The sequence below is a fragment of the Phreatobacter aquaticus genome (assembly GCF_005160265.1).
In the GTDB taxonomy this organism is placed as follows: Bacteria; Pseudomonadota; Alphaproteobacteria; order Rhizobiales; family Phreatobacteraceae; genus Phreatobacter; species Phreatobacter aquaticus.
The window spans coordinates 4,221,183-4,245,661 of the sequence record NZ_CP039865.1; the positions used below are offsets into that span (position 1 = coordinate 4,221,183).

Annotated in this window: 20 protein-coding genes and 1 pseudogene; 15 read left to right on the forward strand and 6 right to left on the reverse strand. The window is 63.9% G+C overall.

Going from position 1 to position 24,479, the window contains the following annotated elements:
* Positions 1-5 precede the first annotated feature (5 nt).
* Entirely contained in the window at positions 6-848 is an 843-nt protein-coding gene (locus E8L99_RS20035) for a GNAT family N-acetyltransferase (RefSeq protein ID WP_137101208.1), read from the reverse strand.
* 324 nt (positions 849-1,172) lie between these two features.
* Between E8L99_RS20035 and E8L99_RS20040 the strand changes: the two genes are divergently transcribed.
* The 3 genes and pseudogenes from E8L99_RS20040 (at position 1,173) to E8L99_RS23850 (ending at position 3,365) form a co-directional block, all read left to right on the forward strand.
* On the forward strand, positions 1,173-1,841 hold the full coding sequence (locus E8L99_RS20040; RefSeq protein ID WP_215907025.1) for a haloacid dehalogenase type II: 669 nt from the start codon (positions 1,173-1,175) through the stop codon (positions 1,839-1,841).
* Positions 1,842-1,875: 34 nt separating this feature from the next.
* Positions 1,876-3,152 (forward strand): annotated as a pseudogene (locus E8L99_RS20045) (NAD(P)/FAD-dependent oxidoreductase).
* A gap of 42 nt (positions 3,153-3,194) precedes the next feature.
* A complete protein-coding gene (locus tag E8L99_RS23850; protein WP_168201749.1) occupies positions 3,195-3,365 on the forward strand; it encodes a hypothetical protein in 171 nt (56 codons plus the stop codon).
* An 86-nt stretch (positions 3,366-3,451) separates the two neighbouring features.
* Here E8L99_RS23850 and E8L99_RS20050 read toward each other — a convergent pair whose 3' ends face one another.
* Positions 3,452-4,411, reverse strand: a complete 960-nt coding sequence (locus tag E8L99_RS20050; protein WP_252511387.1) for a helix-turn-helix domain-containing protein — start codon at positions 4,409-4,411, stop codon at positions 3,452-3,454.
* 121 nt (positions 4,412-4,532) lie between these two features.
* Here E8L99_RS20050 and E8L99_RS20055 point away from each other — a divergent pair, with 121 nt between their 5' ends.
* The 3 genes from E8L99_RS20055 to E8L99_RS20065 are packed head-to-tail and all read left to right on the forward strand — an operon-like array spanning position 4,533 to position 8,027.
* Positions 4,533-5,789, forward strand: coding sequence for a patatin-like phospholipase family protein (locus tag E8L99_RS20055; protein ID WP_137101210.1), 1,257 nt, complete (start codon positions 4,533-4,535; stop codon positions 5,787-5,789).
* A 52-nt stretch (positions 5,790-5,841) separates the two neighbouring features.
* Entirely contained in the window at positions 5,842-6,969 is a 1,128-nt protein-coding gene (locus E8L99_RS20060; RefSeq protein ID WP_168201751.1) for a cache domain-containing protein, read from the forward strand.
* Positions 6,966-8,027 (forward strand): ligand-gated ion channel, encoded by a 1,062-nt coding sequence (locus E8L99_RS20065; protein WP_137101212.1) that lies wholly within the window; start codon positions 6,966-6,968, stop codon positions 8,025-8,027. The genes E8L99_RS20060 and E8L99_RS20065 overlap by 4 nt, the downstream gene beginning before the upstream one ends.
* Before the next feature lie 113 nt (positions 8,028-8,140).
* On the opposite strand, the gene E8L99_RS20070 is transcribed toward E8L99_RS20065, so the two are convergent.
* Positions 8,141-9,130, reverse strand: a complete 990-nt coding sequence (locus tag E8L99_RS20070; protein ID WP_137101213.1) for an AraC family transcriptional regulator — start codon at positions 9,128-9,130, stop codon at positions 8,141-8,143.
* A gap of 422 nt (positions 9,131-9,552) precedes the next feature.
* On the opposite strand from E8L99_RS20070, the gene E8L99_RS20075 reads away from it, so the two are divergent.
* From E8L99_RS20075 to E8L99_RS20110, 8 genes are all read left to right on the forward strand, one after another.
* Positions 9,553-10,680, forward strand: a complete 1,128-nt coding sequence (locus tag E8L99_RS20075) for a hypothetical protein (RefSeq protein ID WP_137101214.1) — start codon at positions 9,553-9,555, stop codon at positions 10,678-10,680.
* Positions 10,681-10,684: 4 nt separating this feature from the next.
* The gene (locus E8L99_RS20080) at positions 10,685-11,029 is read left to right on the forward strand and encodes a hypothetical protein (RefSeq protein WP_137101215.1); all 345 of its coding nucleotides are present in this window, start codon (positions 10,685-10,687) and stop codon (positions 11,027-11,029) included.
* Between the two features lie 60 nt (positions 11,030-11,089).
* A complete protein-coding gene (locus E8L99_RS20085; RefSeq protein ID WP_137101216.1) occupies positions 11,090-13,501 on the forward strand; it encodes a hypothetical protein in 2,412 nt (803 codons plus the stop codon).
* 31 nt (positions 13,502-13,532) lie between these two features.
* On the forward strand, positions 13,533-14,930 hold the full coding sequence (locus E8L99_RS20090; protein WP_137101217.1) for a hypothetical protein: 1,398 nt from the start codon (positions 13,533-13,535) through the stop codon (positions 14,928-14,930).
* Between the two features lie 534 nt (positions 14,931-15,464).
* Positions 15,465-16,598, forward strand: coding sequence for a TRAP transporter substrate-binding protein (locus tag E8L99_RS20095; RefSeq protein ID WP_137101218.1), 1,134 nt, complete (start codon positions 15,465-15,467; stop codon positions 16,596-16,598).
* 116 nt (positions 16,599-16,714) lie between these two features.
* Positions 16,715-17,383 (forward strand): TRAP transporter small permease subunit, encoded by a 669-nt coding sequence (locus E8L99_RS20100; protein WP_137101219.1) that lies wholly within the window; start codon positions 16,715-16,717, stop codon positions 17,381-17,383.
* Positions 17,380-19,137: a TRAP transporter large permease gene (locus E8L99_RS20105; protein WP_137101220.1), complete on the forward strand. Its 1,758-nt coding sequence runs from the start codon at positions 17,380-17,382 to the stop codon at positions 19,135-19,137. The genes E8L99_RS20100 and E8L99_RS20105 overlap by 4 nt, the downstream gene beginning before the upstream one ends.
* 9 nt (positions 19,138-19,146) lie before the next feature.
* Positions 19,147-20,475, forward strand: a complete 1,329-nt coding sequence (locus E8L99_RS20110; protein ID WP_137101221.1) for an amidase — start codon at positions 19,147-19,149, stop codon at positions 20,473-20,475.
* Between the two features lie 113 nt (positions 20,476-20,588).
* Here the strand turns inward: E8L99_RS20110 and E8L99_RS20115 are convergent, their stop codons facing one another.
* From E8L99_RS20115 to E8L99_RS20125, 3 genes are all read right to left on the reverse strand, one after another.
* A complete protein-coding gene (locus E8L99_RS20115; protein WP_137101222.1) occupies positions 20,589-21,011 on the reverse strand; it encodes a hypothetical protein in 423 nt (140 codons plus the stop codon).
* Between the two features lie 245 nt (positions 21,012-21,256).
* Complete coding sequence (locus tag E8L99_RS20120; RefSeq protein WP_137101223.1) at positions 21,257-22,243, reverse strand: Bug family tripartite tricarboxylate transporter substrate binding protein; 987 nt, start codon at positions 22,241-22,243, stop codon at positions 21,257-21,259.
* A gap of 45 nt (positions 22,244-22,288) precedes the next feature.
* Positions 22,289-22,786 (reverse strand): GlcG/HbpS family heme-binding protein, encoded by a 498-nt coding sequence (locus E8L99_RS20125; RefSeq protein ID WP_252511166.1) that lies wholly within the window; start codon positions 22,784-22,786, stop codon positions 22,289-22,291.
* A gap of 927 nt (positions 22,787-23,713) precedes the next feature.
* On the opposite strand from E8L99_RS20125, the gene E8L99_RS20130 reads away from it, so the two are divergent.
* On the forward strand, positions 23,714-24,184 hold the full coding sequence (locus tag E8L99_RS20130) for a hypothetical protein (protein ID WP_137101225.1): 471 nt from the start codon (positions 23,714-23,716) through the stop codon (positions 24,182-24,184).
* The last annotated feature ends 295 nt before the right edge of the window (positions 24,185-24,479 follow it).

Sequence of the window (24,479 nt, forward strand, 5' to 3'; positions counted from 1 at the left end):
CGATGTCAGCCGAAGGCCTGGGCGGCCAGAGCGAAACTGCGCCATTGCGGATCGGGCGGGACGCGCCCGCCCCGCACCATGGATGTCCCGCCGCCGACCGGGGCCAATCCCTTGTCGGTGAGCCAATCCGCAAGGCCGCTATCGGCTTGCGTATCGACACGCAGGAAGCGGCCGTCGCACTCGGCCAGCGCGAACGACAGGAGGCGTCGGGCATCGTCCGGGTGGCGTGCGATGACGGGGCCTGCGACCTGCCCGCGGCCAAACGGGCGCAATGCGACAAAGCCGGCCAGACGCCCGTTCTCCTTGATCGCAGCAATCCGCCCGTCCGCCGCGACCGCGCCGATCAGGGCGGCCCGGTCCATGCCGGTCGCCGCCTGATCGAGTGCGGCAAGCTGGTCTATCTCACAGGCATCCAGCCAGGCGATGCCCTCTGGCCGCCCCCCGCCGGAAGCCAGCCCCTGATGCTGGTGAATCGCGACGCCATCGACAAAACCGAGCTTTCGATAGAGCGGCAGCCCGTCGCTGGTCGCGACAAGGCGCCATTCGTCTGCTCTGACGCGAGCCATCGCGCGCTCGACCAGCAGGCGGCCAAGCCCCTGGCCACGCATTTCCGGGGCAACGATGATCATGTTGAGCATGGCCACCGGGCCGAATGGCGTCGCAAAGGCAGTGCCGACGAGGCGTCCATCGACCATTGCGACGACCCCTTTGCTGAGGCTGAGGCCAAGGGCCCAATCTTCGCGGCGATGTGGCCAGCTTTCGGCCCGGGAGAGTGCGACAGCAGCATCGAGATGGGCCACCTTGAACGGCTCGAACGCGATCACCGGGGCATCAGGTATGGCGGACATGAGCGATCATCCCGTCGCATGCAGATTGTGGGGGCATCATCGCGACAGGCGCGGCGCATGTGCTGTCCGGTTCAGCCAGCCCACCGCAATCTTCGACCGTTCGCATTGCTGCGCGCCGCAGAAAATGCCGCAGGCTTAGCTCCAGCCCAGGAAGATTCGTCAGTCCAGCGACGGGGACCGCAACATGGTGCCGTGGCATCGCTGCAATACGGTAGTTTCTGCTTTGCCCGACGCCCAATGCGGCGGCCTTGCGCGAGCAGGCGGCCCTAGGATCAGCTTATCACTCGCCTCTCCCGAGGCATGCGGCCTGACGACAGGTACTCGATGATGACGTTTCGACCGAAATTCGTGACCTTCGACTGCCATGGCACTCTGATCAATTTTGACATGGCCGGTGCTGCCCGCCGCATCTATGGCGAGGTGCTACCCGAACCCGCCATGGCGAACTTCATCCGCGACTTCTCCGCCTTCAGGCTGGATGAGATCCTCGGCGCCTGGAAGCCTTATGCCGATGTCGTCCATCGCTCGCTCGAGCGAACTTGCCGCCGCAACAATGTGCCGTTCAGGCCTGAAGATGCTCTCCGCATCTACGAGGAGGTTCCGACCTGGGGTCCTCACCCCGATGTGCCAGCCGGACTGGCGCGCGTTGCGCAGCATATTCCGCTGGTCATCCTGTCGAACGCCATGAACGACCAGATCATGTCGAACGTCGCCAAGCTTGGCGCGCCGTTCCACATGGTCATCACCGCCGAGGAGACCGGCAGCTACAAGCCGCAGATGAACGGCTTCGAATATATGCTCGACAAGCTCGGCTGCGGACCGGACGACATCACCCATGTCTCGTCCTCGTTCCGCTACGACCTGATGACCGCCCACGATCTCGGCATCCGCTCGAAGGTCTGGGTCAACCGCGGGCACGAGCCGGCCAACCCCTATTACGGCTATACCGAGATCCCCGATATTTCCGGCCTTCCCGGCGTCTTCGGGCTCTAACGCCCTGCCCGTCACCGACAGGGAACCTTGCTCGATGCAGCTCAAGTCCTACTGGCACGATACCGCCCCCCCTTCGCATCCGCCGCCAAGGGACCGGTCTCCGGACATTACGACGTGGCGGTCATCGGTGCCGGCTTCACCGGGCTGGGCGCCGCCCGCAAGCTGGCGATGGAGGGCCGCAGCGTCATCGTGTTCGAGGCCGAGACGGTCGGCTACGGCGCCTCCGGGCGCAATGGCGGCCATCTCAACAATGGCATCGCCCACAGCTATCTCGCCGCCGAAGCCGAATTCGGCCCGGACAAGGCCCTCGCGATCTACCGCGCCTTCGACGACGGCATCGCCACCATCGAGCGGATCATCGCGGAAGAAGGAATAGACTGCGCGTTCCGTCGCTCGGGCAAGCTGAAGCTCGCCTCGAAGCCGCAGCACTATGAGAGCCTGGCCCGGAACTTCGAAGTGCTCCATCGCGCCGCCGATCCCGACACAGCCATGCTCGCCAAGGCCGATCTGCTGAACGAGGTGCGTTCCGACGCCTTCCATGGCGGCATGCTGCAGACGAAGAGCGCGATGATGCATGTTGGGCGCTTTGTGTGCGGGCTCGGCGAGGCCGCAGTGCGCCGCGGCGCTGTCATTCACGAACAGGCACAGGTCACCAGTTGCGAACCCTCCGGCAAGGGCTGGGCGCTGGCAACGCCGAACGGCATTGCAACGGCCGGGTCGGTGCTCCTCGCGACTGGCGCCTACACGACCAAGGCCTTCCCTTATTTTCGCAGGCGCATCGTGCCGGTCGGCAGCTTCGTCATCGTCACCCGGCCGCTGAGCGAGGACGAGGTGGCAGCCACCGTTCCAGGTGACCGGACCTATGTGAACTCGCTCAATGTGGGAAACTATTTCCGGTTGACCCCCGATCGCCGCCTGGTCTGGGGCGGGCGGGCCCGCTTCTCCGCCTTTTCGGACCAAAGGTCCGATGCCAAGAGTGGCGCCATCCTGCGGCAGAGCCTCCTGAAGATCTTCCCGCAGCTCGGCGACATCGCCATCGACTATTGCTGGGGCGGCCTGGTCGACATGACGCAGGACCGCTTTCCGCGGGCCGGCAAAGCCGAGGGACTCTATTTCTCGATGGGTTATTCCGGCCATGGAGCCCAGATCGCCACCCATATGGGGGAGATCATGGCCGGCCTGATGACCGGCCAGATCGACCGCAATCCATGGGCAGACCTGCCCTGGGCGGCGGTCCCCGGACATTTCGGCACGCCGTGGTTCCTGCCGCTCGTCGGGCTCTACTACAAGTCCCTCGATCTGATCCGGTGAGCCGACCGTGCCGGCACAACCGGCGGCGCTGGCGGCCTGGACATGGCTTTGTCGTCGAGCCTCGACGCGCTGTCGCTTGACGGGACGCACGACCTGATCGAGCGCTGGCACATCAAGGAGCGCGCGGTCGACCCGGTCCAGTCGGCCCCCACGATCCGACGCGTTCAATGCCGCCAGGTCTCGAACCGGTCGCGCGAACTCGCAACCCTCTGATGATGCCGATCCAGGCTCTGCCTAAGCAGCACCGACATCGGACCGCCGTGCCCCCACGCCCCTGGACCACGACGGTATGCCGGCCGCTAGCAGTCCTCGAGCCTGCATGCGCGAACTTCCGACGGCGTTGCATTGAACTCCCGCCGAAATGCCCGATTGAAATGCGAGATATTGCCAAAGCCGGCATCGAGAGCGATCTCGCCGATGCTTTTCTGCCGGTCCGTGGGCGCGAGCAGCATGGCGTAGGCTGCTGCCAGACGCGCGGTCCGGAGATATTCGGAGAAATGGGTCCCTGCTTGCGCGAACAGCATCTGAACATAGCGCGGCGTGACCTGGTGGCGCGCTGCGATCCAGGCGATCTGCAGGTCGGGCTCCAGTGCATTCAACGCGATATCCCGCTTGATCGCGTGCAGGCGGGCGGCGGCCAATCCGGTGCGAGTGGCCGATGATCGCACCGCGCCCGGCGCCTCGACGGCCATGGCGATCAGATGGTGGATATGGATGACGACCCGTTCCTGCTGTTCGGGTGTGGCGAGCGCTTTCGTGTCGCGCAGGATTCCGAGATAGCTGCCCAGCAGGCGAAGTGCCTCGTTGTCGGGGCCGACTGTGCGCAGGACGGCATCGTCAGCGGCCGGCACTGCCGAACGTGGCAGCCGAAGTGTGGTGAACCTGGACAATCCGGCATTCGTGGTGCCGCCGACGCGATCTGTAGCAAAGAGGACAGCGTGCCCCGGAAGCAGTTCCTGCTCGCGCCCGCTCATCCGCGCCAGGTCGCATCCCGCATGATTGATGACGAAGACAAGGTCGTCGCTGTTGATCCGGTGGTTCGGCCGCCAATAGTGCGCACCGGAAGATTGGCCCGTCGCAACGCCGAGGCCTGGCAGGACTCGCAGAGATGCCTCGGACACGAAGGGCCGCTCGCCCCGCGGCTCAATCTCCAGCCCGCAGATTGTATGGCCGAACAGGCTCCGCCAGGCTTCGACCGAGTCCCGTTCCGGAAAATCCGCCGTCGAGAACCGCAGCATGGCGGCTGAAGGAACCAGCATCGACACGCGGAAGGCGCTCCCCTGAGCCGACGAACGAGAACGATACAAATATGTCCTGCGTTCTTCGCTTTAGGTCAAGACAATCCAGCGGCGGCCCTGCTCTTTGAGAGCCATAGGATATGTGGCCCAAAGCGCCTCGCGGCGCGTTGAGCCCGCATGCCTTCCTTTGGGTGAAGTGCCGTTTCTGTTGCCGGTGACCATGTTCAGATTTCTTGCTCGCGTCGGCGTTCTGCTGGCCATTCTCGGTACCGGGGTCGCCTGCACCACGCATGAGCGGCTTCCGGCCGTCCCGCGGAACCAGGCGCTTACGGTTCAGTTCCTTGGCATTGCCGACGCCAGATTTCATCTGACGACCGAGCCGGAGCGCTTCAGCCGGGTCTGGCTCGCGGCGGAGCGGCGCCTCGCCGCCACCCGGGGGCGACGGCTCGAGACCGAACACATGCTCGCGCTGTCCGGCGGCGGCGACAACGGCGCCTTCGGGGCTGGGATCCTCTATGGCTGGACCCAGCGAGGCAACCGTCCGGACTTCTCGCTCGTCACCGGCGTTTCAACCGGCGCGCTGATCGCGCCGTTCGCCTTTCTGGGCCGCGCCTACGACGAGCAATTGAAGGCGGTCTATACCTCCGTTGACCAGAACGATATCGCGATCCAGCGCCCGGCTATCTCTGTCCTCACCAGCGACTCGCTCGCCGACACCGCTCCCCTCGCCCGGCTCATCGCCCGTTATGTCACCGATGAGATGATCGACCAGATCGGTCAGGAATATGGTCGGGGGCGGCTGCTGCTCATCGGCACCACTGACCTTGACCTCGGCCAGCCCGTGATCTGGAACATCGGCGCGATCGCAGCCAGCGGCCATCCCGCGGCGGGGGAGACGATCCGCAAGGTGCTGCTGGCCTCGGCCTCCATCCCTGGTTTCTTCCCGCCGGTTCCCATGGATGTCGACGTCAGCGGTCAGCGCCGTCAGGAAATGCATGTCGACGGCGGCGCCACCACGCAGGTTTTTCTCTATCCGGCCAACGTGCCGCTGCGCGATCTGCCCCAGGACGTCGGCGCCCGTCGTCGCGTCGCCTGGATCATCCGGAACGGCCGCACGCTGGAGCGCCCCGTGCAGGTCGAACGCGGCCTGGTTCCGGTAGCCCAGCGCTCGATCTCAACCATGATCGCCGCCAATTCCATGGGTGACATCTACCGGATGTATCTCGTCAATCGGCGCGACAACGTCGATTTCAACCTCGCCCACGTCACCAGCCGCTTCACGCTGGAGAACGACAAGCCCTTCGACCGCACCTACATGAACGCGCTGTTCGAATATGGGCGCTCCGAAATCACCCGTGACGCGCCTTGGGCCAAGAAGCCCCCCGGTTTCGAGCCGTGAGAATCCCCCAATTCGACGGGCCGCCCAGCGCCATCACCGAAGATCGCCCCGCATGACCTTCGCCACGCGCCTGTCACTGATCCTCGCCGGCCTTCTCGCCCTGGTGCTCGGCACCTTGAGCACACTGGCCCTGATGTCGGCCAAGCGGGACCTCATCGCCCGCCAGCGCAGTGAGCTCAACACCGTCAGCGTCCTCCTGCGCAATGCGCTTGATCGCACCAGCGCCTATGCGCTGACGGAGGTGGAGGCCATGGCCCGCCAGCCGGAACTGCGCGCCGCCATGGCCGGATCGAACGCCAAAGCCATTCTCGACCGCTTCGGGGAGACCTTCGCATTTCTGCGCGCGGAGGCAGGACTGGAGATCATGCAGTTCCAGAGCGCGGGCCTCCGGACACTGGCGCGCCTGCACGATCCGGGGAGGTCCAACGACGATGTCTCCTCGATCCGGCCGATCGTCGTCGCCGCCAACCGCGCACGCCGCGGGCAGCGCGGTATCGAGATTGGCCCGACGGGCATACTTGCGCTGCGCGGCGTCGCGCCCGTCGTCAACGACGGGCAGTTCGTCGGCACAGCGGAGATCGGCTTCGATCTGCGCCCGGTGCTGCAGACGGTGAAGATCGGCAGTGGCGCGGAAGTCGCCATCTTCATCTCGACCACCATGACCCAGGCGCCCAGCCGCGGCGACGGAGCCGACGAGGTACAGCTCAAGGACTCCACGGATTCGAGGGTCTTCGCTGCGATCGCCCGCACACCCGCCTTCCGCCTCGGCCGAGATACCGTCCAGTTGGAGGCGGTGATCGGCGACGAGCGCTGGGGCATCGTCGTGGAGCCGCTGCTCGACTTCAGCGGCCGGATGATCGGCGGCATGGTCGGCGCCAAGGATGCCACCGCTCTGCATGCGGCCTATCGGCGCGACGCCCTGATTTTCGGCTTTGTCGCGTTCGTCGGCGCCATCGTCGCCTTCTCCGTGGTGCTCGTGACGCTTCGGTCGTTCATCCTCGGGCCGCTGCAGGCCATCGAGGATTATGCCGGGAAGGTCGAGACGTCGGACAAGCTCCCAGAACCGCCGAAGGTCGGGGGCGGCCGGGAGGTGACGCGCACCATGGCCGCCTTCGCGGCGCTGGCGAAGCGGCGCGCCGAACCCGCCGATCTCGCCGGCAAACCCGGAGGCTCGGCATGAGGAGGCTCGTGCGGGCCATCCTTGCTGCCCTCGTCGCGCTTGCCTGCCTTGGGCCGTCGGCCATCCCGTCCCTCGCCCAGGTCAGCCTGCCGGAGGGCGTTGAATTGCCGATCCAGGTGCGCCTCGCCGTGCGCGTCCTCAATATCGTGCGGCTCCACGAGGTGCTCGGCGAGGTCGGCGCTTCCGTCGATTTTACCCAGCGCTGGTCCGATCCGGCGGTCGCCTTCGACCGGATCGAGCGGGGCAGCGAGCGCATCGATCTGGTCGGTCCGGAGGCCGAGGCGCGCCTGAAGCAGATGTGGTCGCCAGACCTGATGATCGAGAGCATGATTGGCACGCCGCGGGCCCAGACGGTTTCGCTCTCGCTCTTCCACGATGGCCGCGTGGTGCTCGTACGCCGGTTCGATGCCGACTTCCGCGTTCAGGTCTCCATGGGCGCCTTTCCCTTCGACCGCCAGGCTCTCGCCCTCTCCTTCGTGCCGCCGCGCCATCCCGCAAGCGAGGTGGTGCTGACGACCACGGAGTTCGACCGACACTATTCCAGCATCGCCCCGGCGCTCTCGGCGGTGAACTGGATCCCCGCCAAGCTGGGCTTCCGGCAGGACACGTTCTACGGCTGGAACGCCCGTCCCTATTCCCGACTGACTGCGGTGGCCGAAATCGACCGCAACTGGCATCGCTATGTACTGCGGGTCTTCGTTCCCTATTTTGCGATCATGTCGCTGTCGCTTTTCCTGCTCTGGGCTCCCGAGCGCGTCATCTCGAATACCCAGCGTGCGCCCATGGTCTTCTCATCACTGCTTGCGCTGGCTGCGCTCAGCTTCACGTTCGAGTCGAGTTTTCCGGGCTCGATCTCGATGAACTCCCCGATCGCGACGATGATCTCGATGGGCTATTTCTACCTCATCATCGTGCTGCTCCTGGATGTTCTGCTGAGCCAGCACGGATCGCCCATCGCACAGCGCTATCCGTCTCTGCTGACCGAAGTCCGGCGCAATATCCGCTTCACCGTTCCGGTGATCTATGTCGGCCTGTGCCTGGTGGTCATGCTCGCCTAGGTCGGTCGGATGATCTCACGCCGGATGCCAGGTCAACAGGCAATGCCGGGTGCAGTTGGCCGGCTCATCCCGATCGGCAGCGTCGGCGCGATCCCGCCTGGATCCGGCAAGCGTCACGCGCTGCCCGGCGATCCCCTGCCGCCCCTGGCGCTCGTCGGCGTTTCGCCAAACCGCGATCGAAAACGGCGGTTGAAATAGGACACATCGGAAAAGCCGACCGCGAGGGCCACGTCGATCACCCGCAGCGGATCGCGGGCAGCCCCCGCCGCTGTGAGCAGCCGGTAGGCACGCTCGAGACGCACCTCGAGAAGATAGGACGAATAGGATTGGCCCCTCTCCTCGAAAAGCATCTGGATCGAGCGCGACGACAGCCCGCAGGCGCGGGCGACGGCACTGAGCGAAAGCGCCGGATCACTTGCATTGTCGGCGATCCAATTCTTCACAAGGTCGAAGCGGGCCCCACGCTCCGGCAAGCGATTGGGCCCGGCGGCATCCGACCGAACATCACCGAGCGCCATTGCGATCAACGCCGCCAGATGGTCGCCCATCAGTGCCAGCGTTGACGGCAATGCGTCCGCCGCATGGTGTGTGATCAGTCGGCTATAGGCCTGGACGAGGCGCATCGCTTTCACATTGCGCCGAACGGACTGCATGATCAGGTCGTCGGCGGACGTCACGTGGGCCTCGACCATTCCTCGCGGGATGATCACGCCGACATAGCGGCCGCCTCGCGGCGCCGCGAGAGAGCCGAACTCATCGCTCGACAGCAGGATTCCATCACCCGCACCGAGCACCGCTTCTTGGCCGCGCTGGCGGGCAACCAGGGCACCGCCCTCGGGCCAGGCGAATGTGAACGAGTTCGAGTTCGGATCGACCAGTTCCTGATCGCGAAAGCTCTCCGCCGGACTGGTGACTGACCGTGAGAGCGTCACCGCGCCAGCTCTGACGACCGCCATCTGGACGCGAAACGGCTTGTCGTCGAGCGGCCGGAAATCGAGCCCGAGGACGGCACGGGCCACGTTCTCGCGCCATGTTCGCATATTGCCGGGATCGCCGATCTGCGCACTGTCGAGATGGATCAGGGCCGGCTGGTCTGCATCCATGGCCCGCCATGTCCCCTGCAATCCACTCGCCACGCCCAACTGGCCGCAGCGTCAGCACATGGTATCTGTCGAATTCCCCAGGGTCCATAACGGCTTCTACGCAATCGCAGGGGCTCTTACGTGCAAGGGAAGCATCGTATCAAGAGCAGCTGATGGTCATCCCGGCCGATGGCATGGACTTTCGCGCACGAAACCATTGAGCTCTCGCACGGCCGAGTCCAAGACCTGTGTCAGCCAAGCTTTAGCCTTGCATGCATTGAACTTCTGTCCGCCGCACAGCGCCCGGCCAGAAGCGTGGCGGGGGGCAGTTCGTGCAGATATGGAATGATTGGCGAGACAAGCGCCGCGCGGCGCTGATCCCGCTGCTTTTGGCGGGAGGCTGCGATTTCGCCTTCGCACAGGCCGCACAGAACAGCTGGAGCATGACCGCCGACACCGAGGCCCGCTACTATTCGTGGCGCGACTCCCTCGGCAATCGCGGCACACAGGTCTTCGTGCCGGTGGGCTTCCAGCTGACCGGCCGGCCCAATTCGGACTGGAAGCTCGAATCGGTCCTGCGCTCCGGCTACATGTGGTCGAGCCAGAGTTCCGGCGGCGTCAGCACCGATGTGTCCCGGCCCGTCGACCTGACCTTGTCGCAGCGTGTCACCTATTTCGGCATCAACGGCATCCAGCCCTTTGCGGCCATATCCGCGTCGATCCCGACCGTCTCCAGCTTTGCCGGCGTCAACGTCAACAATTCCAAATCGGCGCTCGATTCCGACATCGTGCCCAATCCGGTCTTTGGCCAGGGCCTGAACATCGGACCGTCGATCGGCGCCAATTTCGCCGTGAACGAAAATGTCACGGTGGGCTGGGGCCTCGGCTACACGTCCCGCGGATCTTTCCTGCAGAGCCAGGTTCCAAACTTCTTCATTCGCTACAACCCGGGCGATGTGACGACCGCCAACCTGTCAGCTGGCTACCGGGGCGACGCGCTCACCATCAAGGCAATGCTGTCCTATTCATGGGAACAGGTCACCACGCTGACCAACCCGTTCGGCACCACGCCGCAGTTCCGGCCGGGCGATCGCATCATGCTGGGCGTCAAGACCGGCTACACGTTCAATGACCGCTGGGCGGCATCCTTCAACGCGGACTTCACCAGCATGGGACGCAACCAGGTCTTGTCGGCGGCCCCCCCGCCGCCCCTGGTCACCGAGCCTGCAAACTCCAACTCCAACATGGTCCGGCTGACCAGCGGGGTCACCTATTCGGGGGCCAACTACACGCTCGGGCCGACGCTGTCGTTCCTCTATCGCGACCGCAACGGTTACGATTCCACGACGTTCCAGTTCCTGCCGGCCAAGACGACCTGGACGTTGGGCTTTGCCGGGGCCTACGACCTGGGCAATGGCGTCAAGTTCAATGCATCCGTCGCCCATGTCTGGATCAACCAGAACGTCAATCCCGACAAGCTGGTGGGTGGCCTTGTTCAAGCAGGTTCAGGCCAGCCCGCCGTCGCGACCAATGCGTGGATCGCGAGCTTCGGCACGAGCTTCAGGATGTGATGCGATGACCGGAACCCGCTCGAAACCCATGCTCATGTCCCGTTCGCTTGCCGGCTTGTTGCTGCTTTGCGCAGGATCGACGCTGACAGCGCTGCCCGCCATCGCGCAAACCGCTCCCCCCGCCGCCACGCCCTGCCCCGAGGGCCGGACCTTCTCCGGTGCCTGTGTCAGGCCCGACCTCTCCTCGGACATGCGCCTGCACATCCTGTCGGCCACGCAGCCGAAGCTCAGCGTGTCGTCGCCGGCCCTGCTGCCGTCCCAGGACAGTCAGTTCGCTCAGCCCCGCGACCGGGGCGAGTTGCAGAGGCTCCACGGGGTTGACGTTCCCAACGGCTACCGGGTGCCCTGACCGCGCCCGGAAAGACCAACTGCCATTCCTTTCGCAACCGCCCCCTTCAAGAGGTAGGCCATGCGCGCCACCGGCTGGTTCAAGTCATCAGGGCTTTCGGCGGTCCTTGGCGCGCTTGCTATCGCCGGCCTTCTGACCCTTGGGCTAGCGACGGATGCCCGCGCCAACAACGTCACCGACAAGCTGAAGGACTGCATGGGCGTTGTCGGTGCCGTCGTGCATGGCGTCGATGCTGTGGCGGAAGGTGCGGTGAAAGTTGCCGATGCCCTGGCCGATCCGACCTATGCGCAATGCGTCTCGCAGGCGGCCGCCGGCGACCCCTTCACCATCGCAGCCATGGCGGCGATGACCGGCATCTATGTCGCGACCACCGCTGGCGGCAACGAGCCCTTCACTGACCCGGCAAGCTGCAACGCCGCGATTGGAAGTTTCGTTGCGACGCAGATCGCCGACTTCCTCAGCGGGCTCATCGAGGACCCGGACAGCCTCATCGGCAGCGCTCTGCGCAGCATGCTGCCTGAGGCCGCCATCGATGTGATCAACGCAGTCGCGCACGAGGCCGCTGGCGATATCGGCAAGGCCCTCGGCGACAAGTTCATGGCCGCGCTCGGACCCATCGGCGAATATCTGAAATGCGGCTGCGCAGCCGCCGGCACGGCGGCCATTGTGAAAAACGTCGCCGAGGACATCGTCAATGCCGCAACAGCGGCAGGCAAGAGCGCCGAGGCCTGCGCCGATCTCGGTGGCATGATCTTGGAGGATCCGCGGGCCGTCGTCGGCGCCCTCTTCGATGATCCCGGCGCCGTCGTGGCCGCCGTCGTCGATGCCGTGTGCGGCATCAACAAGACCACCAAGGAAATCTGCGGCACGATCGGGGAAATTTACCAGACCGCCAAGGAGGTCTGCGATGCCGTCCATGTCTGCCCGGGGCTCGAGGAGATTTGGGGAGGCGTGAAGGATGTCGGCCACAGCATCGGCTGCTTCTTCAGTAACTGCTCCGATGACCCGCCGCCACCAACCGGCCCGCCTGCAGCCTGCAGTCCGGGTACGACCTATCAGACGCTCTCCGACACGCGCACGTGCAGCTGTACACTCCCGAATGGCTGGAAAACGGTCTGGACCCCGGTCTACAGCAGTCTCAACGGCGGCTATATCGACACTCAGGTCTATACTTGCGCGGCCTGCTCATCGGCGGAAACCAATGTTGACGGCTGGTGCCGCGCCTGCCCGCACGGCTTCAACCGCGATGCGGCCACCGGCCAGTGTTCGCGGCCGATCATCTGTTCGCCCGGCTCGTTGATCAACGCCGACAATACCGGCTGCTGGACCTGCCCCGCCGGTTTCCAGTTCAATACGGGCGGAACAGGCTGCACGCCGAGCTGCGCGGCGCGCCCGTGGCTCCAATACAATGCCTCCGCCAATGACAGGCCTGCCGGCTACAATGACGCGATGTTCGCCCCCTATGCGGGCGGCGCCTGTCAGTGCCCGAGCGGTCAATACGACACCGGGTCGAGCTGCGCGGCGATCCCGGTCTGCGCCAGCGGCAGTTTCGACCAGAAGGCCGGGCGATGCATTCCCAGTTGCGGCAACAGCGCCGTTCCCAGCGGACGCTTCATCGACGGCGTCGAGACCTGCGACCAGTGCCCCAACGGCCAGCGCAACATCGACGGAACATGCCGCACGCCCTGCGCCAGCGACCAGATTCGCTCCGGCGACTCGTGCATGACCTGCCCGGGAGGCACGCAGATCAGCGGCGGCCGCGGCGGCAATGGCGAATATCTCTCCTGCGCCTCGGTCTGCGGGCCAGGGAGCACGTTCCAGGCAGCGCCCTTCCAGGCGGTCACGCAGGCCAACGGTTCGATCGGGGCCGGACTACAGGGAACCATGGCCCCCGGCGCCGGCGGCCCGCTGGCACAGGCCGCCGGCTCGATCGGCGGCAACCATGTTGTGGCGGGCGCCGAAATCGCCATTCAGAGCACCTTGCCCGGTGGCGGCATGGCCGGCTCCGCGGGAACCGGCGGCGGAGCCGCGCCCGCACCGACCTGCCGGCCCTGCGCCGACAACGAGCGGAGCGTGGCTGTCACCATGGTCACCGCATCGGGCGGATCGATCACCCAGAACCAGTGCGCCGCCTGCCCTCCCGGCCAGATCAGCAATCGCAAGGGCGACCAGTGCATCGGACGGGTGGCCGGCCTGTTTCCGGCCATCCGTCGCGCTGTCCCGCGCGATGTCGCGCCGCCCGCGCGGGAAACCCCGCCTCGCGCCGCCCCTGCCCGTCCCGCAACGCCCACCGAACGGGCGGCACCTCAGCCGCAACGCCCGGCAACGGCTCAGCCGGCCGCCGCCCGCGAGCCGCTGCGCTGCCCGCCAGGTCGCGTGCCGAACCGGGCCGGAACGGCCTGCGTGCTCGATGTCGGCGATTTTGACCGCGGTCCCGGTGGCTCCTCAGTCGGAGGCCGCAGTGGGCGCTGATGCCAGTGACAGTGACAAGGAACCGAAAGCCATGACCGGACAGGTGCTTTCACGCGGCTGGCGATTGCTGATGGCGCAGGGGCTGGCCCTCGCCGTGGGGCTCGCGGCGTCGCTCCCGCTGCCCGTCCGGGCCCAGTCGGGCGAAACATTAGCGCTCCGGGACGTCACACTCTCGGGACGCGGATTCCGGCTCGCGGCCGAAGCGATCGACATTGCGGGATCGAGTGCCCCGCGGGCGTCTCTCGAAGCAGCTGTGCGTTCCGGCGATCCGGATGCCCTGATCGACCGACTCGGCCAGCTCGGCGCATCCAGCGTCAGCTTCACCAATATGCGCGTCGAGCGGACAGAGGGCGGCCCTCGCGCGTTCCTCGGCTTCGCCAGGCTTCAATTGACCGGGCTGTCCGCGGGCCGGATTCGCCAGGCCCAGGGCACGGACGGACAATTCGGCTCGGGCCCCGCCCAGCCGGCGCGATTTGCCACCTTCAGTGCCAACGAACTCGACGCCGCCTTCCTGGTCCGCCTGATCGGCGGCGCGGCTCAGCCCTCCGATACGGCAAGACCGGTGCTCCGATCCGCGGTTCTTGAGCGCCTTGACGCCTCACCCGGGACCGGAATGCGCGTCTCCGCCCGGCGGGCCAGCCTGTCCGACCTCCGGCTGATGCCGGGCGCCCGGGCCGGTGACTTTGGGATATTGGGGGCTGTCGAGATCAGTGACATCCGGCTGGCGACGCCGCCACGTACGGGGCAGACAGAGCCCAACGAGATCCGCGTCAAGGCACTCGTCATTGGCGCCGATCGCCCCTCACCCGACGATGTGCCGACGCGTTATCGCGCGCGACTTGACGAAGTGACCGTGCCGCTGCGGGAGACCGACACGACCCCGTCCATCCGCAACATCCGCGCGCTTGGCCTGGACGCGCTTGTGGTGTCGGCAGCATTGGAGGGTAGTTGGTCGCCTGCTGCCCGCGAACTTAAGCTGGAGCGGCTCGGTGTCGATCTGCCGGGACTAGGCGCCATCGCCATTGCGGGCCTGATCGCCAATGTCGCGCCCGAAGTCTTCACCGAAATACCCTCGGCGGCCAATGCCAGGTGGAACGAGGCTCAGGTCCGCACCTTGAGCGTGACGATCCGCGACAATGGCCTGTTCGAGCGGGTGGTCGCCCGCGACGCCCGCGCGACATCAAGACCTGTCCCGGACGTCCGCGCGGCCTTCGCACGTCAGGCCTCCAGTGTCGTGCAGCGCATGATGGAAACCGTGCCGAACCGCACCGTTCCGGACGCGCTGATGCGCTTCGTCTCGGACCCGAAGGCGCTGACTATCGCCGTGACGGCGAAGCCTGGAGCATCCTTGCCGCTGTCCGCACTGCTGGCGCGTGGCGGCATGGCGACCCTGACCGATCGCTTCGATATCACCGCAACCAATCGCTGACGACAGCGTCAGCGGGGAACGCGAAGGGATGTTCCAGAGAGGGGTTAGCGCACACGGCGGATTGCCATCAGGCGGATGACCCAAGGCGACATCTCGAAGTGGCGAAGAGGACTGGCGTTCGCCGTGAGCCGCGCCAACGTCTTGCCGCCTGCCGGCAAGCCGATTTTCCAGGGACAGTGCCGGCGCTGCGCCAAACCTCCAACATCACCGCCAGGCGGATAACGTCGAATGGCATGATCCTCCCGGACATCGCCCTGGAAGCAGCCATCAACGCCAGTGCGAAGCAAACTGCGGCGTACTGAACCGCCATATTTGGGCGAATTCAACAGACAGCAAATCGTACAATTTGGATTGACGTACAGGCATCGATGAAATCGGCCGGTTGGGGCGCGTACTGCACTGCACAAAGCGCGACGCGGACTTGCCAATGTCCATCTTTGACGTCTAGCCTGACTTCAAGAAGCGGATCATTCCTAAAGATCCAGCTCGTCAGGATCGGCCCATGAAGAGGTCGAGCCACCAGGGAGAACGGCCATGACAGATCAAGCATCGGCACAATCGCGCCGAAAATTCCTCCGCGGCTCGGCCCTTGCCGCCGCTGCGGCCGTCGCAGCCCCGACCGTCGCCAAGGCGCAGGGCCCCATTTCGATGCGCTGGCAGAGCACCTGGCCGTCGAAGGACATCTTCCACGAATTCGCCGTCGACTTCGCCAAGAAGGTCAACGACATGACCGGCGGCGACCTGAAGATCGAAGTTCTGCCGGCAGGCGCCGTCGTTCCGGCCTTCGGCCTGCTCGACGCGATCTCGCGCGGTACGCTCGACGGCGGCCACGGCGTGCTGGTCTATCATTACGGCAAGCAGACGGCGCTGGCGCTGTGGGGCTCGGGTCCGGGCTACGCCATGGATGCCAACATGCTGCTCGCCTGGCACAAATATGGCGGCGGGAAGCAGCTGCTCGCCAAGCTCTATGCCTCCATCGGCGCCAATGTCGTGTCCTTCCCCTATGGCCCGATGCCGACCCAGCCGCTCGGCTGGTTCAAGAAGCCGATCGCCAATCTCGACGATCTGAAGGGGCTGAAATTCCGCACCGTCGGCATTTCCATTGACGTGTTCACCGCTATGGGTGCCGCCGTCAATGCGCTGCCCGGCGGCGAAATCGTCTCGGCGATGGATCGCGGTCTGCTCGATGCGGCCGAGTTCAACAACGCCTCCTCCGACCGCGTGCTCGGCTTTGCCGACGTCTCGAAGATCTGCATGCTGCAGAGCTATCATCAGAATGCCGAGCAGTTCGAGATCTCGTTCAACAAGACCAAGTTCGATTCCCTGCCGGAACGGATGAAGGCCATCATCGAGAACGCTGTCGAGGCGGCCTCCTCGGACATGTCCTGGAAGGCGATCGACCGCTACTCGCAGGACTATATCGAGCTGCAGACCAAGGACCGCGTGCGCTTCTTCAAGACCCCCGACGCGATCCTGCGCCGCCAGCTCCAGGTCTATGACGAGGTGGTCGCCAAGAAGGCGGCGGAAAACCCGCTGTTCAAGGAGATCCTGGACTCGCAGCTGGCCTTTGCCCGCCGCACCACCCAGTGGGAACAGGACACGGTGGTCAATCGCCGCATGGCCTACGACCATTATTTCGGCGCCAACGGCGTCGCGCGCCAGCGCTGAGCCGCCATCGACGAGCCGGCGGAGGCCTCGAACCCCTCCGCCGGCCGTCTTCGGATCAGGTCCCGGCGAGCCCATCGGCACGGCCGGCAGAAGCCGTCATCCCAGAGCCCAATGTCATGACCACTCAACGGTTCCTGCACGCGGTCGACGGGATCAGCACATGGTTCGGCAAGGCCGCAGCCTGGCTGGTTGTCTTGCTGATGCTGCTGGTCTGCGGCGAGGTGTTCAAGCGCTACGTGCTGAATGCCCCGACCGCCTGGATCTTCGACGCCTCCAATTTCCTCTACGGGTCGACCTTCATGCTGTGCGGCGCCTATGGGCTGGCGCAGAATGCGCATGTGCGCGGCGACTTCCTCTACAGCTCGATGAAGCCACGCACCCAGGCCTTCCTCGACCTGATCCTCTATGTGCTGTTCTTCATCCCCGGCATCCTGGCGCTCGTCTATGCCGGCTATTACTTCGCCGCGGATTCCTGGCGGATCGGCGAGCATTCCAGCGTCACCGCGGATGGTCCGCCGATCTATCCGTTCAAGACCGTCATTCCGATCGCCGGCGCGCTCGTTCTGCTCCAGGGCATCGCTGAGATCGTGCGCTGCATCGTCTGCCTGAAGACCGGTGAATGGCCGAGCCGGCTCAAGGACGTCAACGAGATCGACGTGGTCGAGCAGCAATTGTCACAGAGCGAGCATGTCGATGCCGAAACCCGGCAGCGCGCCATTGCAAGTGCCCACGAGATTGACGAGGCAGCCCGCCAGCGCGGTCTCGGCGGAGACAAAAGTCCATGAGCGATCCAGCCCTCGGCCTCCTGATGTTGGGGCTCATCGTCGTCGTCATCATGCTGGGCTTTCCGACGGCCTTCACGCTGATGGGCCTCGGCATCATCTTCGGCTTCATCGCCTATTTCAAAAGCGGCCAGGCCTGGAGCGACAATCTGATCTTCGATCTGATGGTGCAACGCACCTACGGGTCGATGACCAATGACGTGCTGATCTCCATCCCGCTCTTCGTCCTCATGGGCTATGTGATGGAGCGCGGCGCGCTGGTCGACAAGATGTTCTATTCGATCCAGCTGGCCTTCCGGAAAGTGCCGGCCTCGCTTGCGGTCGCGACCCTCATCGTGTGCACCTTCTGGGGCATCGCCAGCGGTCTGGTCGGCGCGGTGGTGGTTCTGATGGGCGTGATCGCCTTCAACCCGATGCTGCGCGCCGGCTATGACGTGAGGCTCGCGGCGGGCGTGATCACCGCCGGCGGCACGCTCGGCATTCTCATTCCCCCCTCGGTGATGATCATCGTCTATGCGGCGGTCGCCGGTCAGTCGATCGTCAAGCTCTATGCCGCGGCCATGTTCCCCGGCTTCTTTCTCGCCTTCCTCTATGTCGTCTATGTCATCGGCTCTGCGCTGATCAATCCGAAGATCGCGCCGCCTTTGCCGCCCGAACAGACCAGGGTGCCGATCCCGGACTGGCTGCCGCGGCTCGAGGAGGCCTATTCGAAGAACATCCCGCTCGCCCTTCTGAAAGCACTGGTCTCGCCGGCCAGGGCCCGGGCCATCGAGGCCGACGGCAAGCCGATGGGCTATGGCGCACTTCTCCAGAATTTCGGCTATGCGCTTGTGCCCTTCCTGTTGACCGCCACCACCCATGGGCTGATCTGGTGGTACGTGGTCATCCACCTGCCAGGCACCGCCGTTGAAGCCGCGCCTTCGGGTCTTGAGCAATTGGGGTCTGCGCCGGCGGCCCCCGAGCCGGCCTCCGGCTCGCAGAGCGGTCCCTCGACCGCCTTCTACGCCTGGTTCTTCGGGCTGGCGTCCGTCTCTGCCTTCCTGCTTGCCCGCTACTATTACCGCATGACCTCCGACCGCTTCGAGGTGGTCAAGCTCCTGACCACGTCGATCCTGCCGCTCGGTATCCTCACCGTCATCGTGCTTGTGGTGATCCTGTTCGGCATCACCACGGCCACGGAATCGGCGGCGATCGGGGCAGCCGGCGCCTTCCTGCTGGCGCTGCATGCTGGAACGCTCAACTGGTCGCGGACGAAGGAAGCGGTCTTCCTCACCGCCAAGACCACCTCCATGGTCTGCTGGCTGTTCGTCGGTTCGGCTCTGTTTTCCGGCGTCTTTGCCATTCTCGGCGGACAGGGGCTCTTGGAGCGCTGGGTCCTCTCGCTCGATCTGTCCCCCACCCAGTTCATGATCCTGTCTCAGGCGATCATCTTCGTGCTGGGCTGGCCGCTCGAATGGACGGAAATCATCGTCATCTTCGTGCCGATCTTCCTGCCGCTCCTGAAGCACTTCGGCATCGACCCGATCCTCTGGGGCGTGCTGGTCTTCGTCAATCTGCAGGCTGCCTTCCTGTCGCCGCCGGTCGCCATGTCCGCCTTCTATCTGAAGGGGGTCGCGCCCAAACACGTGACGATCAACCAGATCTTTGCCGGCATGATGCCCTACATGCTCATCGTCATTCTCTGTATGGTGATCATGTACATCTGGCCGGGCCTGACCGTCTGGCTACCGAATTTCCTTTACGGCGGAAGCAGTTGACGGGGATCCATGGCGCATGACGAGCTGAACCGGCTGACCGCGACCGCGGCGGCTGATGCCATCCGGCGTGGCGACATCACTTCGGAGGCGCTGGTCGGCGCCTGCCTCGATCGGATCGGCGCCCGCGAGGCGGAAGTCGGCGCCTTCATCCATCTCGATCCCGGGCATGCGCTGTCAGCGGCGCGGGCCGCCGACGAGACCCGGCGGCAAGGGCTTGCCACAGGCCCCCTTCACGGCGTGCCGGTGGCCATCAAGGACGTCATCGACACCGCCGACTATCCGACCGAACACGGTTCGAAGGCCTTTCCCGGCAACCAGCCGGAGGCCGATGCGGCCTGTGTTGCGGCCCTGCGGGCGGTCGGCGCCATCATTCTCGGCAAGACCGTCACGACCGAGCTTGCCGCACGCTGCCCGGGCAAGACCCGCAACCCGCACAATCTCGCCCATACGCCTGGTGGCTCGTCCTCTGGATCGGCGGCAGCGGTTGCCGATGCGATGGTGCCGCTGGCGCTCGGCACCCAGACCGGCGGATCGGTGATCCGTCCGGCGTCATTCTGCGGCATCTATGGCTTCAAGCCGACCTTCGGTCTGATCCCGCGGCCGGGCGTACTGACCCAGTCCCATTCGCTCGACACGGTGGGAGTCATGGCCCGCTCGCTGGAGGATCTGGCGCTCGCCGGCGAAGTTCTGCAGGGCCATGACGGCCGCGACGCGTCCAGCCTGTCGGTCAGCGCGGGCCGGCTGGTGGAAACCGCCCGGATGGACTGGCCAGTCGAGCCGACCTTCGCTTTCGTCAAGTCGCCGGCCTGGGCTGGCGCCGACCCGGCCATGCACGAGGCCTTCGGCGAGCTTGCCGAGGTCCTGGGTGCCCGCCTGGTCGAGGTCGACATCAATCTCGCCATCGAGAAGGGAATCGCAGCGGCCCGCACGGTCCAGATGGTCGAGCTTGCCCATCATTTCGGCCCGCTGTTCGACCGCACCCCTGACCTTGTGTCCACGCAACTGATCGAGATGATCGAGGAAGGCCGCAGCGCACGCGCCATCGACTATGCGGCGGCGCTGGACGCGCGCCAGGCGCTCTACAGCGTGGTCGAGGAGCTGTTCTATACCCATGGACCGATCCTGACGCCGGCCTCGCCAGGCCGCGCGCCGCTGGGGCTCACGACCACCGGCGATCCAGTTTTCAACGCCTTCTGGACCTATCTCGGCGTCCCCTGCGTGACCCTGCCGCTGCTCGAGGCGGAAGGCCTGCCGATCGGCGTGCAGCTCGTCGGCGCCCGCCGCGACGATGGCCGGCTGTTGCGTACCGCCCGGCTGCTGGTTGAAGAGCTTGCCTGACGGTCACTGACCGGCGAACCGGAATGTTGCCGGCATTCGCCCATCCCCATCGTCACGAAACTCCGCGGCGAGATGACATCGCCGGTGGCAACAGGACCGCAAGGACCGGTCGTTCAGGACACGGGAAGGATGCGGGGGAACGAGACGAGAAGGCCGATGAGAACCACGCAATTGGCCGCCATCCCGGCCACGTGAAGCCGCCTCAAGCGCGCGACAGCAGCGGCTTCGCCTGCGTCCCGGCGCGCAATCGCTTCGTCAAATGCGGCGAGAAATCGTGGTTTCGCGAGCATTGCTGCCAAAGCCACAGCCGCCGGCACGCAGGCCATCGCGGGCCGGCCGGTCGCTAAGAAGGCCAGAGCCGACAGGCCACCAGCCCAGGTCAGAAGCTTGCAATGGAGGCTGAACAGCACGCGCAGCAAGACCGTCACGCCAGGTATCGCCAGCGACACAAAGAGAAAGCTTGGCGACGCAAACAGAAAATAGGCCTGCGGAAGAAGCAGCACAACGATTGCAACGATGGCGACGGGATCTGGCATGGCAAGACCGAAGCTTGGCGGTGAAGACGTTAGCACTCGACATCACGGGAACCGGGGCAATGTCAGACGAAACCCCTGAAGGCATTCTTCGCCGTCGTCCTTACGGTCAGACGGCAAGAGAGGCGCCTGATCTGAGGCAGACGTCCCTCATGAAGTGCCGAGGCGCAGGCAATCGGACGCACGATCTTCATGAACCGGTGGGGCGAATGGCAAGCGCATTCTTTCTCCGACAGAGCTATCGCCGTCTATTCAGCCACGATGCCTGCCTTTTCCATCACTGGCTTCCACCGGGCCTGTTCGGCGATAATGTAGTCGCGGGCTTGCGATGGACTGGCGGGACGCGCCGCTTCGACGCCGAGCTCCGACATTTTCGCAATGAAGGCGGGATCAGCGACGATCCTGAGCGTTGCGGCATTGAGCCGTTCAACGATCTCCGGCGGCGTGCCGGCGGGCACCGCGACAACGTTCCAGAGCGCTGCGGCAAACCCGGTCATGCCCATGGCCTCGTCGATCGTCGGGATTTCAGGTGCGAGTGGCGACCGCTGCTCCGACGCGATGGCGAGGATGCGCACGCTGCCGCTGCGATGCTGCGGCAGTGCTGTCGCAACCGTATCGACCATCAGCGCGATATGGCCGCCGAGCAGATCGTTCATGGCAGGGCCGCTGCCGCGATAGGGCACGTGTGTGATCATGGCACCGTCGGCGGCCTGCTTCAGCCGCTCGGCCGCAAGATGCATGAAGGTGCCCTGCCCCGGTGAGCCGTAACTCATCGTGCCCGGATTGGCCTTTGCCTGAGCAAGGATCGACCTGAGATCGCCGGGAAGCCTGGCATTGGCGACGAAGACCAGGGGCGCGGCCCCGATCAGCCCAATGGGCGTGAAGTCCTTGACCGCGTCGTAGAGCTGCACCTTGGCAACGACGTTGTGCAGCGCATGGGTCGTCGCGGTACCGAAGATCAAGGAATAGCCATCCGGCCTGCTGCGGGCGACATCCGCCGTACCGATGGCCCCAGATGCACCAGCCTTGTTCTCGACCACGACCTCGCGACCCAGTTGCAGCCCCAGTGCCTGGGCATATTGCCTTGCCACGACATCCGTGGCCCCCCCGGCCGGGAATGGCACCACAAGCCGCAGCGCCTTGTTCGGATAGTCGCTCTGAGCGCGAGACGCGTGCGGCAACAGCGCCGTCGTGGCCGTCATCGCGCCAAGCGTCAGTGCGCGTCGGTTCAGCATGTCATCCTCGCTTTGTCGACCAGGGCCCGAGCCAATTGATGAGGTTCAGAGGTGCGCATCGTTCCAGGTCGCGAGAGGCTCCGCGGGATCGGGATCGAGCCCAGCCTTCCGGACGGCCACAATGGCAGCATATTCATCACGATCCGAGGCGTCGCCGCTGACACCGACCGCACCGATCACGTCGCCCCCCGGGGCACGGATCAGCACGCCGCCCGGCACAGGCACGAACCGGCCTTGCGAAGCCGCTGCCAGCGCCGACTGGAAGGCAGGGCGGTCCTTCAGCCTGTCGCGGATCGTTCGGCTTGAAATGCCCATGCCAAGCGCACCCCAGGCCTTGCCGATGGCGATGTCCACCCGAAGAATGCCGCTGCCATCAGCGCGCTTCACCACGACAAGATTGCCCCCGACATCCAGGACGGCCGCGGTCAGCGGCAGCATCCCCTCGGCAATGCCCGCCGCCAGAACCCCGTCGGCGATACTGTCTGCGGCGGCCAGTGTGATGCTGGCCTCAAGGTGGCGGACATAATAGTCGCTATTGGTCACTGCACAGGCCCCGTAAGCAACGCGAGATGACCCGTCAGAGCAATGGGACAGTGCGCCTGCTGCGGCCGCGCGCCGTTTCATCAACCGCATTTCGGGACAGCACGCGGATCAAAATAGTGATGGCTTGGTTTGGCGCGTGTCAAACTCAAAATGTGAAGGGGGTGCCGTCAGGAAAGACTTTGAAGGCACGCCTCGCTGTCCCCCTCGCTTAGATGAGACAAGCGGCATTCCCCCCTTTGAGGCTACGATCCCTTCGGACACGGCGAAACACGGGCAGTCGGCATCCAGCCGGTGCAGCGAACGAAAAGCGCAGTCTTGCCTGATAATGTCCAGCGGCGAATATCACCGAGAGACGGTTCCACCAGAGCCGTACCGCTTCCTGTGTGATATCGATCCCGCGTTTGTGTAGCAGGTACTCGACGTTGCGCAGCTACAGCAGATATCGGACATACATCATCACCGCCAAGAGGATGGTGACACGCGATGTCTTGAAGTAGCGAAAAAGTATGGGCGTGTGGCATGAGCGGAGCTAGCCGCTCGACTCCCATGCCGGCAACCTGATTTTCCTCTGACAGCACCCGCCCAAACGTAGCAATGCCAAGCCCGCGTCATCGACTTGGGGCGACAAGCTAAATTTCCGATACTAGGTTGTGGAACTTAGAGAGGCGCTGCAAACTCATTCAGCAGCGCCGGAATGCGGACCGTTTCAATGAATTTTGATCCCATATTGAAGTACGTACAGCAGAAACTTGGAGGGTATCTCCCCCCCCCGTAGCCATGTTTATATTTGGAATTGGATGTAGTTTTGGATTCGTATTCCTAGATGATAAAATTGAGAAACTCATATTCTCATTTTTTAATTATTTTAGTAGGACACCAAATGATATTGGATGGATTATATCCACGGCATCTGTATTTTGGATATTGGTGAAATTTTTCTACGAATCTACGAATATAAACGAAAAAACATTCTCTGGTGTTTATCACTCCACAATACAAACAGATTCACATGGGATTGAACGTAATTTTGCGAAAAATTACAATTTCGACAATATTTTTTGCGACCTTCACGATACTGCACAGTGGCGCCGATTGATCAGCGCAAGCTTGATAGACCTTGATGATGTCGTAAAAGAAGCACTGAGACATCACCCACGACGCAAGGATTTTTACAGAAACCTTGATGAATTAACTACACATATGGAATTTTACATCAGAACATCTACGCTAAAAGGTAGAAAGAATTGCTATAATATAACTGGATTTGGATATATTGTAGATGAGAACGCCGCCAAAGGCCTTTCCGGATTCTTCGGCGTGCACGTTGTTAAGTCTGCGAAAAATTCTGAGTTCAATATTCTATCAGTTAATAATTTAAAAGAAAGGGTTTTTTTCTAATATATGGCAAAGTAATAGCCATTGAAATGCAGCAAATTATTGATCCATTTTCTCAAAATCAATCATCTAGATTTGTATTATTATTTGTAATAAAAAGAGACATACTGCAAAGAGAGCGGGTGTTTAGTTCTGGAATATTCTGCACGTATAACAAGGAGACCAATAAATTTATTCCGTCCTGTTACACTAGCAATATGTCACTCGTCCGATAGATGATGCGTTGCCGCTCGTCGATCCTGGATTGACTGTCTGGCGGTGAGTGAGCGACCCTGGTTGAAGTGATTTTCTATCGAAC

Excerpts from the sequence above, each read along its gene's own strand:
- E8L99_RS20095 (WP_137101218.1), top strand. The coding sequence starts at position 15,465 with ATGACAGATCAAGCATCGGCACAATCGCGCCGAAAATTCCTCCGCGGC.
- E8L99_RS20065 (WP_137101212.1), top strand. The coding sequence starts at position 6,966 with ATGAGGAGGCTCGTGCGGGCCATCCTTGCTGCCCTCGTCGCGCTTGCC.
- E8L99_RS20035 (WP_137101208.1), bottom strand. The coding sequence starts at position 848 with ATGTCCGCCATACCTGATGCCCCGGTGATCGCGTTCGAGCCGTTCAAG.
- E8L99_RS20105 (WP_137101220.1), top strand. The coding sequence starts at position 17,380 with ATGAGCGATCCAGCCCTCGGCCTCCTGATGTTGGGGCTCATCGTCGTC.
- E8L99_RS20120 (WP_137101223.1), bottom strand. The coding sequence starts at position 22,243 with ATGCTGAACCGACGCGCACTGACGCTTGGCGCGATGACGGCCACGACG.
- E8L99_RS20100 (WP_137101219.1), top strand. The coding sequence starts at position 16,715 with ATGACCACTCAACGGTTCCTGCACGCGGTCGACGGGATCAGCACATGG.
- E8L99_RS23850 (WP_168201749.1), top strand. The coding sequence starts at position 3,195 with ATGGCTTTGTCGTCGAGCCTCGACGCGCTGTCGCTTGACGGGACGCAC.
- E8L99_RS20050 (WP_252511387.1), bottom strand. The coding sequence starts at position 4,411 with ATGCTGGTTCCTTCAGCCGCCATGCTGCGGTTCTCGACGGCGGATTTT.
- E8L99_RS20085 (WP_137101216.1), top strand. The coding sequence starts at position 11,090 with ATGCGCGCCACCGGCTGGTTCAAGTCATCAGGGCTTTCGGCGGTCCTT.
- E8L99_RS20040 (WP_215907025.1), top strand. The coding sequence starts at position 1,173 with ATGATGACGTTTCGACCGAAATTCGTGACCTTCGACTGCCATGGCACT.
- E8L99_RS20075 (WP_137101214.1), top strand. The coding sequence starts at position 9,553 with ATGACCGCCGACACCGAGGCCCGCTACTATTCGTGGCGCGACTCCCTC.
- E8L99_RS20070 (WP_137101213.1), bottom strand. The coding sequence starts at position 9,130 with ATGGATGCAGACCAGCCGGCCCTGATCCATCTCGACAGTGCGCAGATC.
- E8L99_RS20090 (WP_137101217.1), top strand. The coding sequence starts at position 13,533 with ATGACCGGACAGGTGCTTTCACGCGGCTGGCGATTGCTGATGGCGCAG.
- E8L99_RS20110 (WP_137101221.1), top strand. The coding sequence starts at position 19,147 with ATGGCGCATGACGAGCTGAACCGGCTGACCGCGACCGCGGCGGCTGAT.
- E8L99_RS20115 (WP_137101222.1), bottom strand. The coding sequence starts at position 21,011 with ATGCCAGATCCCGTCGCCATCGTTGCAATCGTTGTGCTGCTTCTTCCG.
- E8L99_RS20080 (WP_137101215.1), top strand. The coding sequence starts at position 10,685 with ATGACCGGAACCCGCTCGAAACCCATGCTCATGTCCCGTTCGCTTGCC.
- E8L99_RS20060 (WP_168201751.1), top strand. The coding sequence starts at position 5,842 with ATGACCTTCGCCACGCGCCTGTCACTGATCCTCGCCGGCCTTCTCGCC.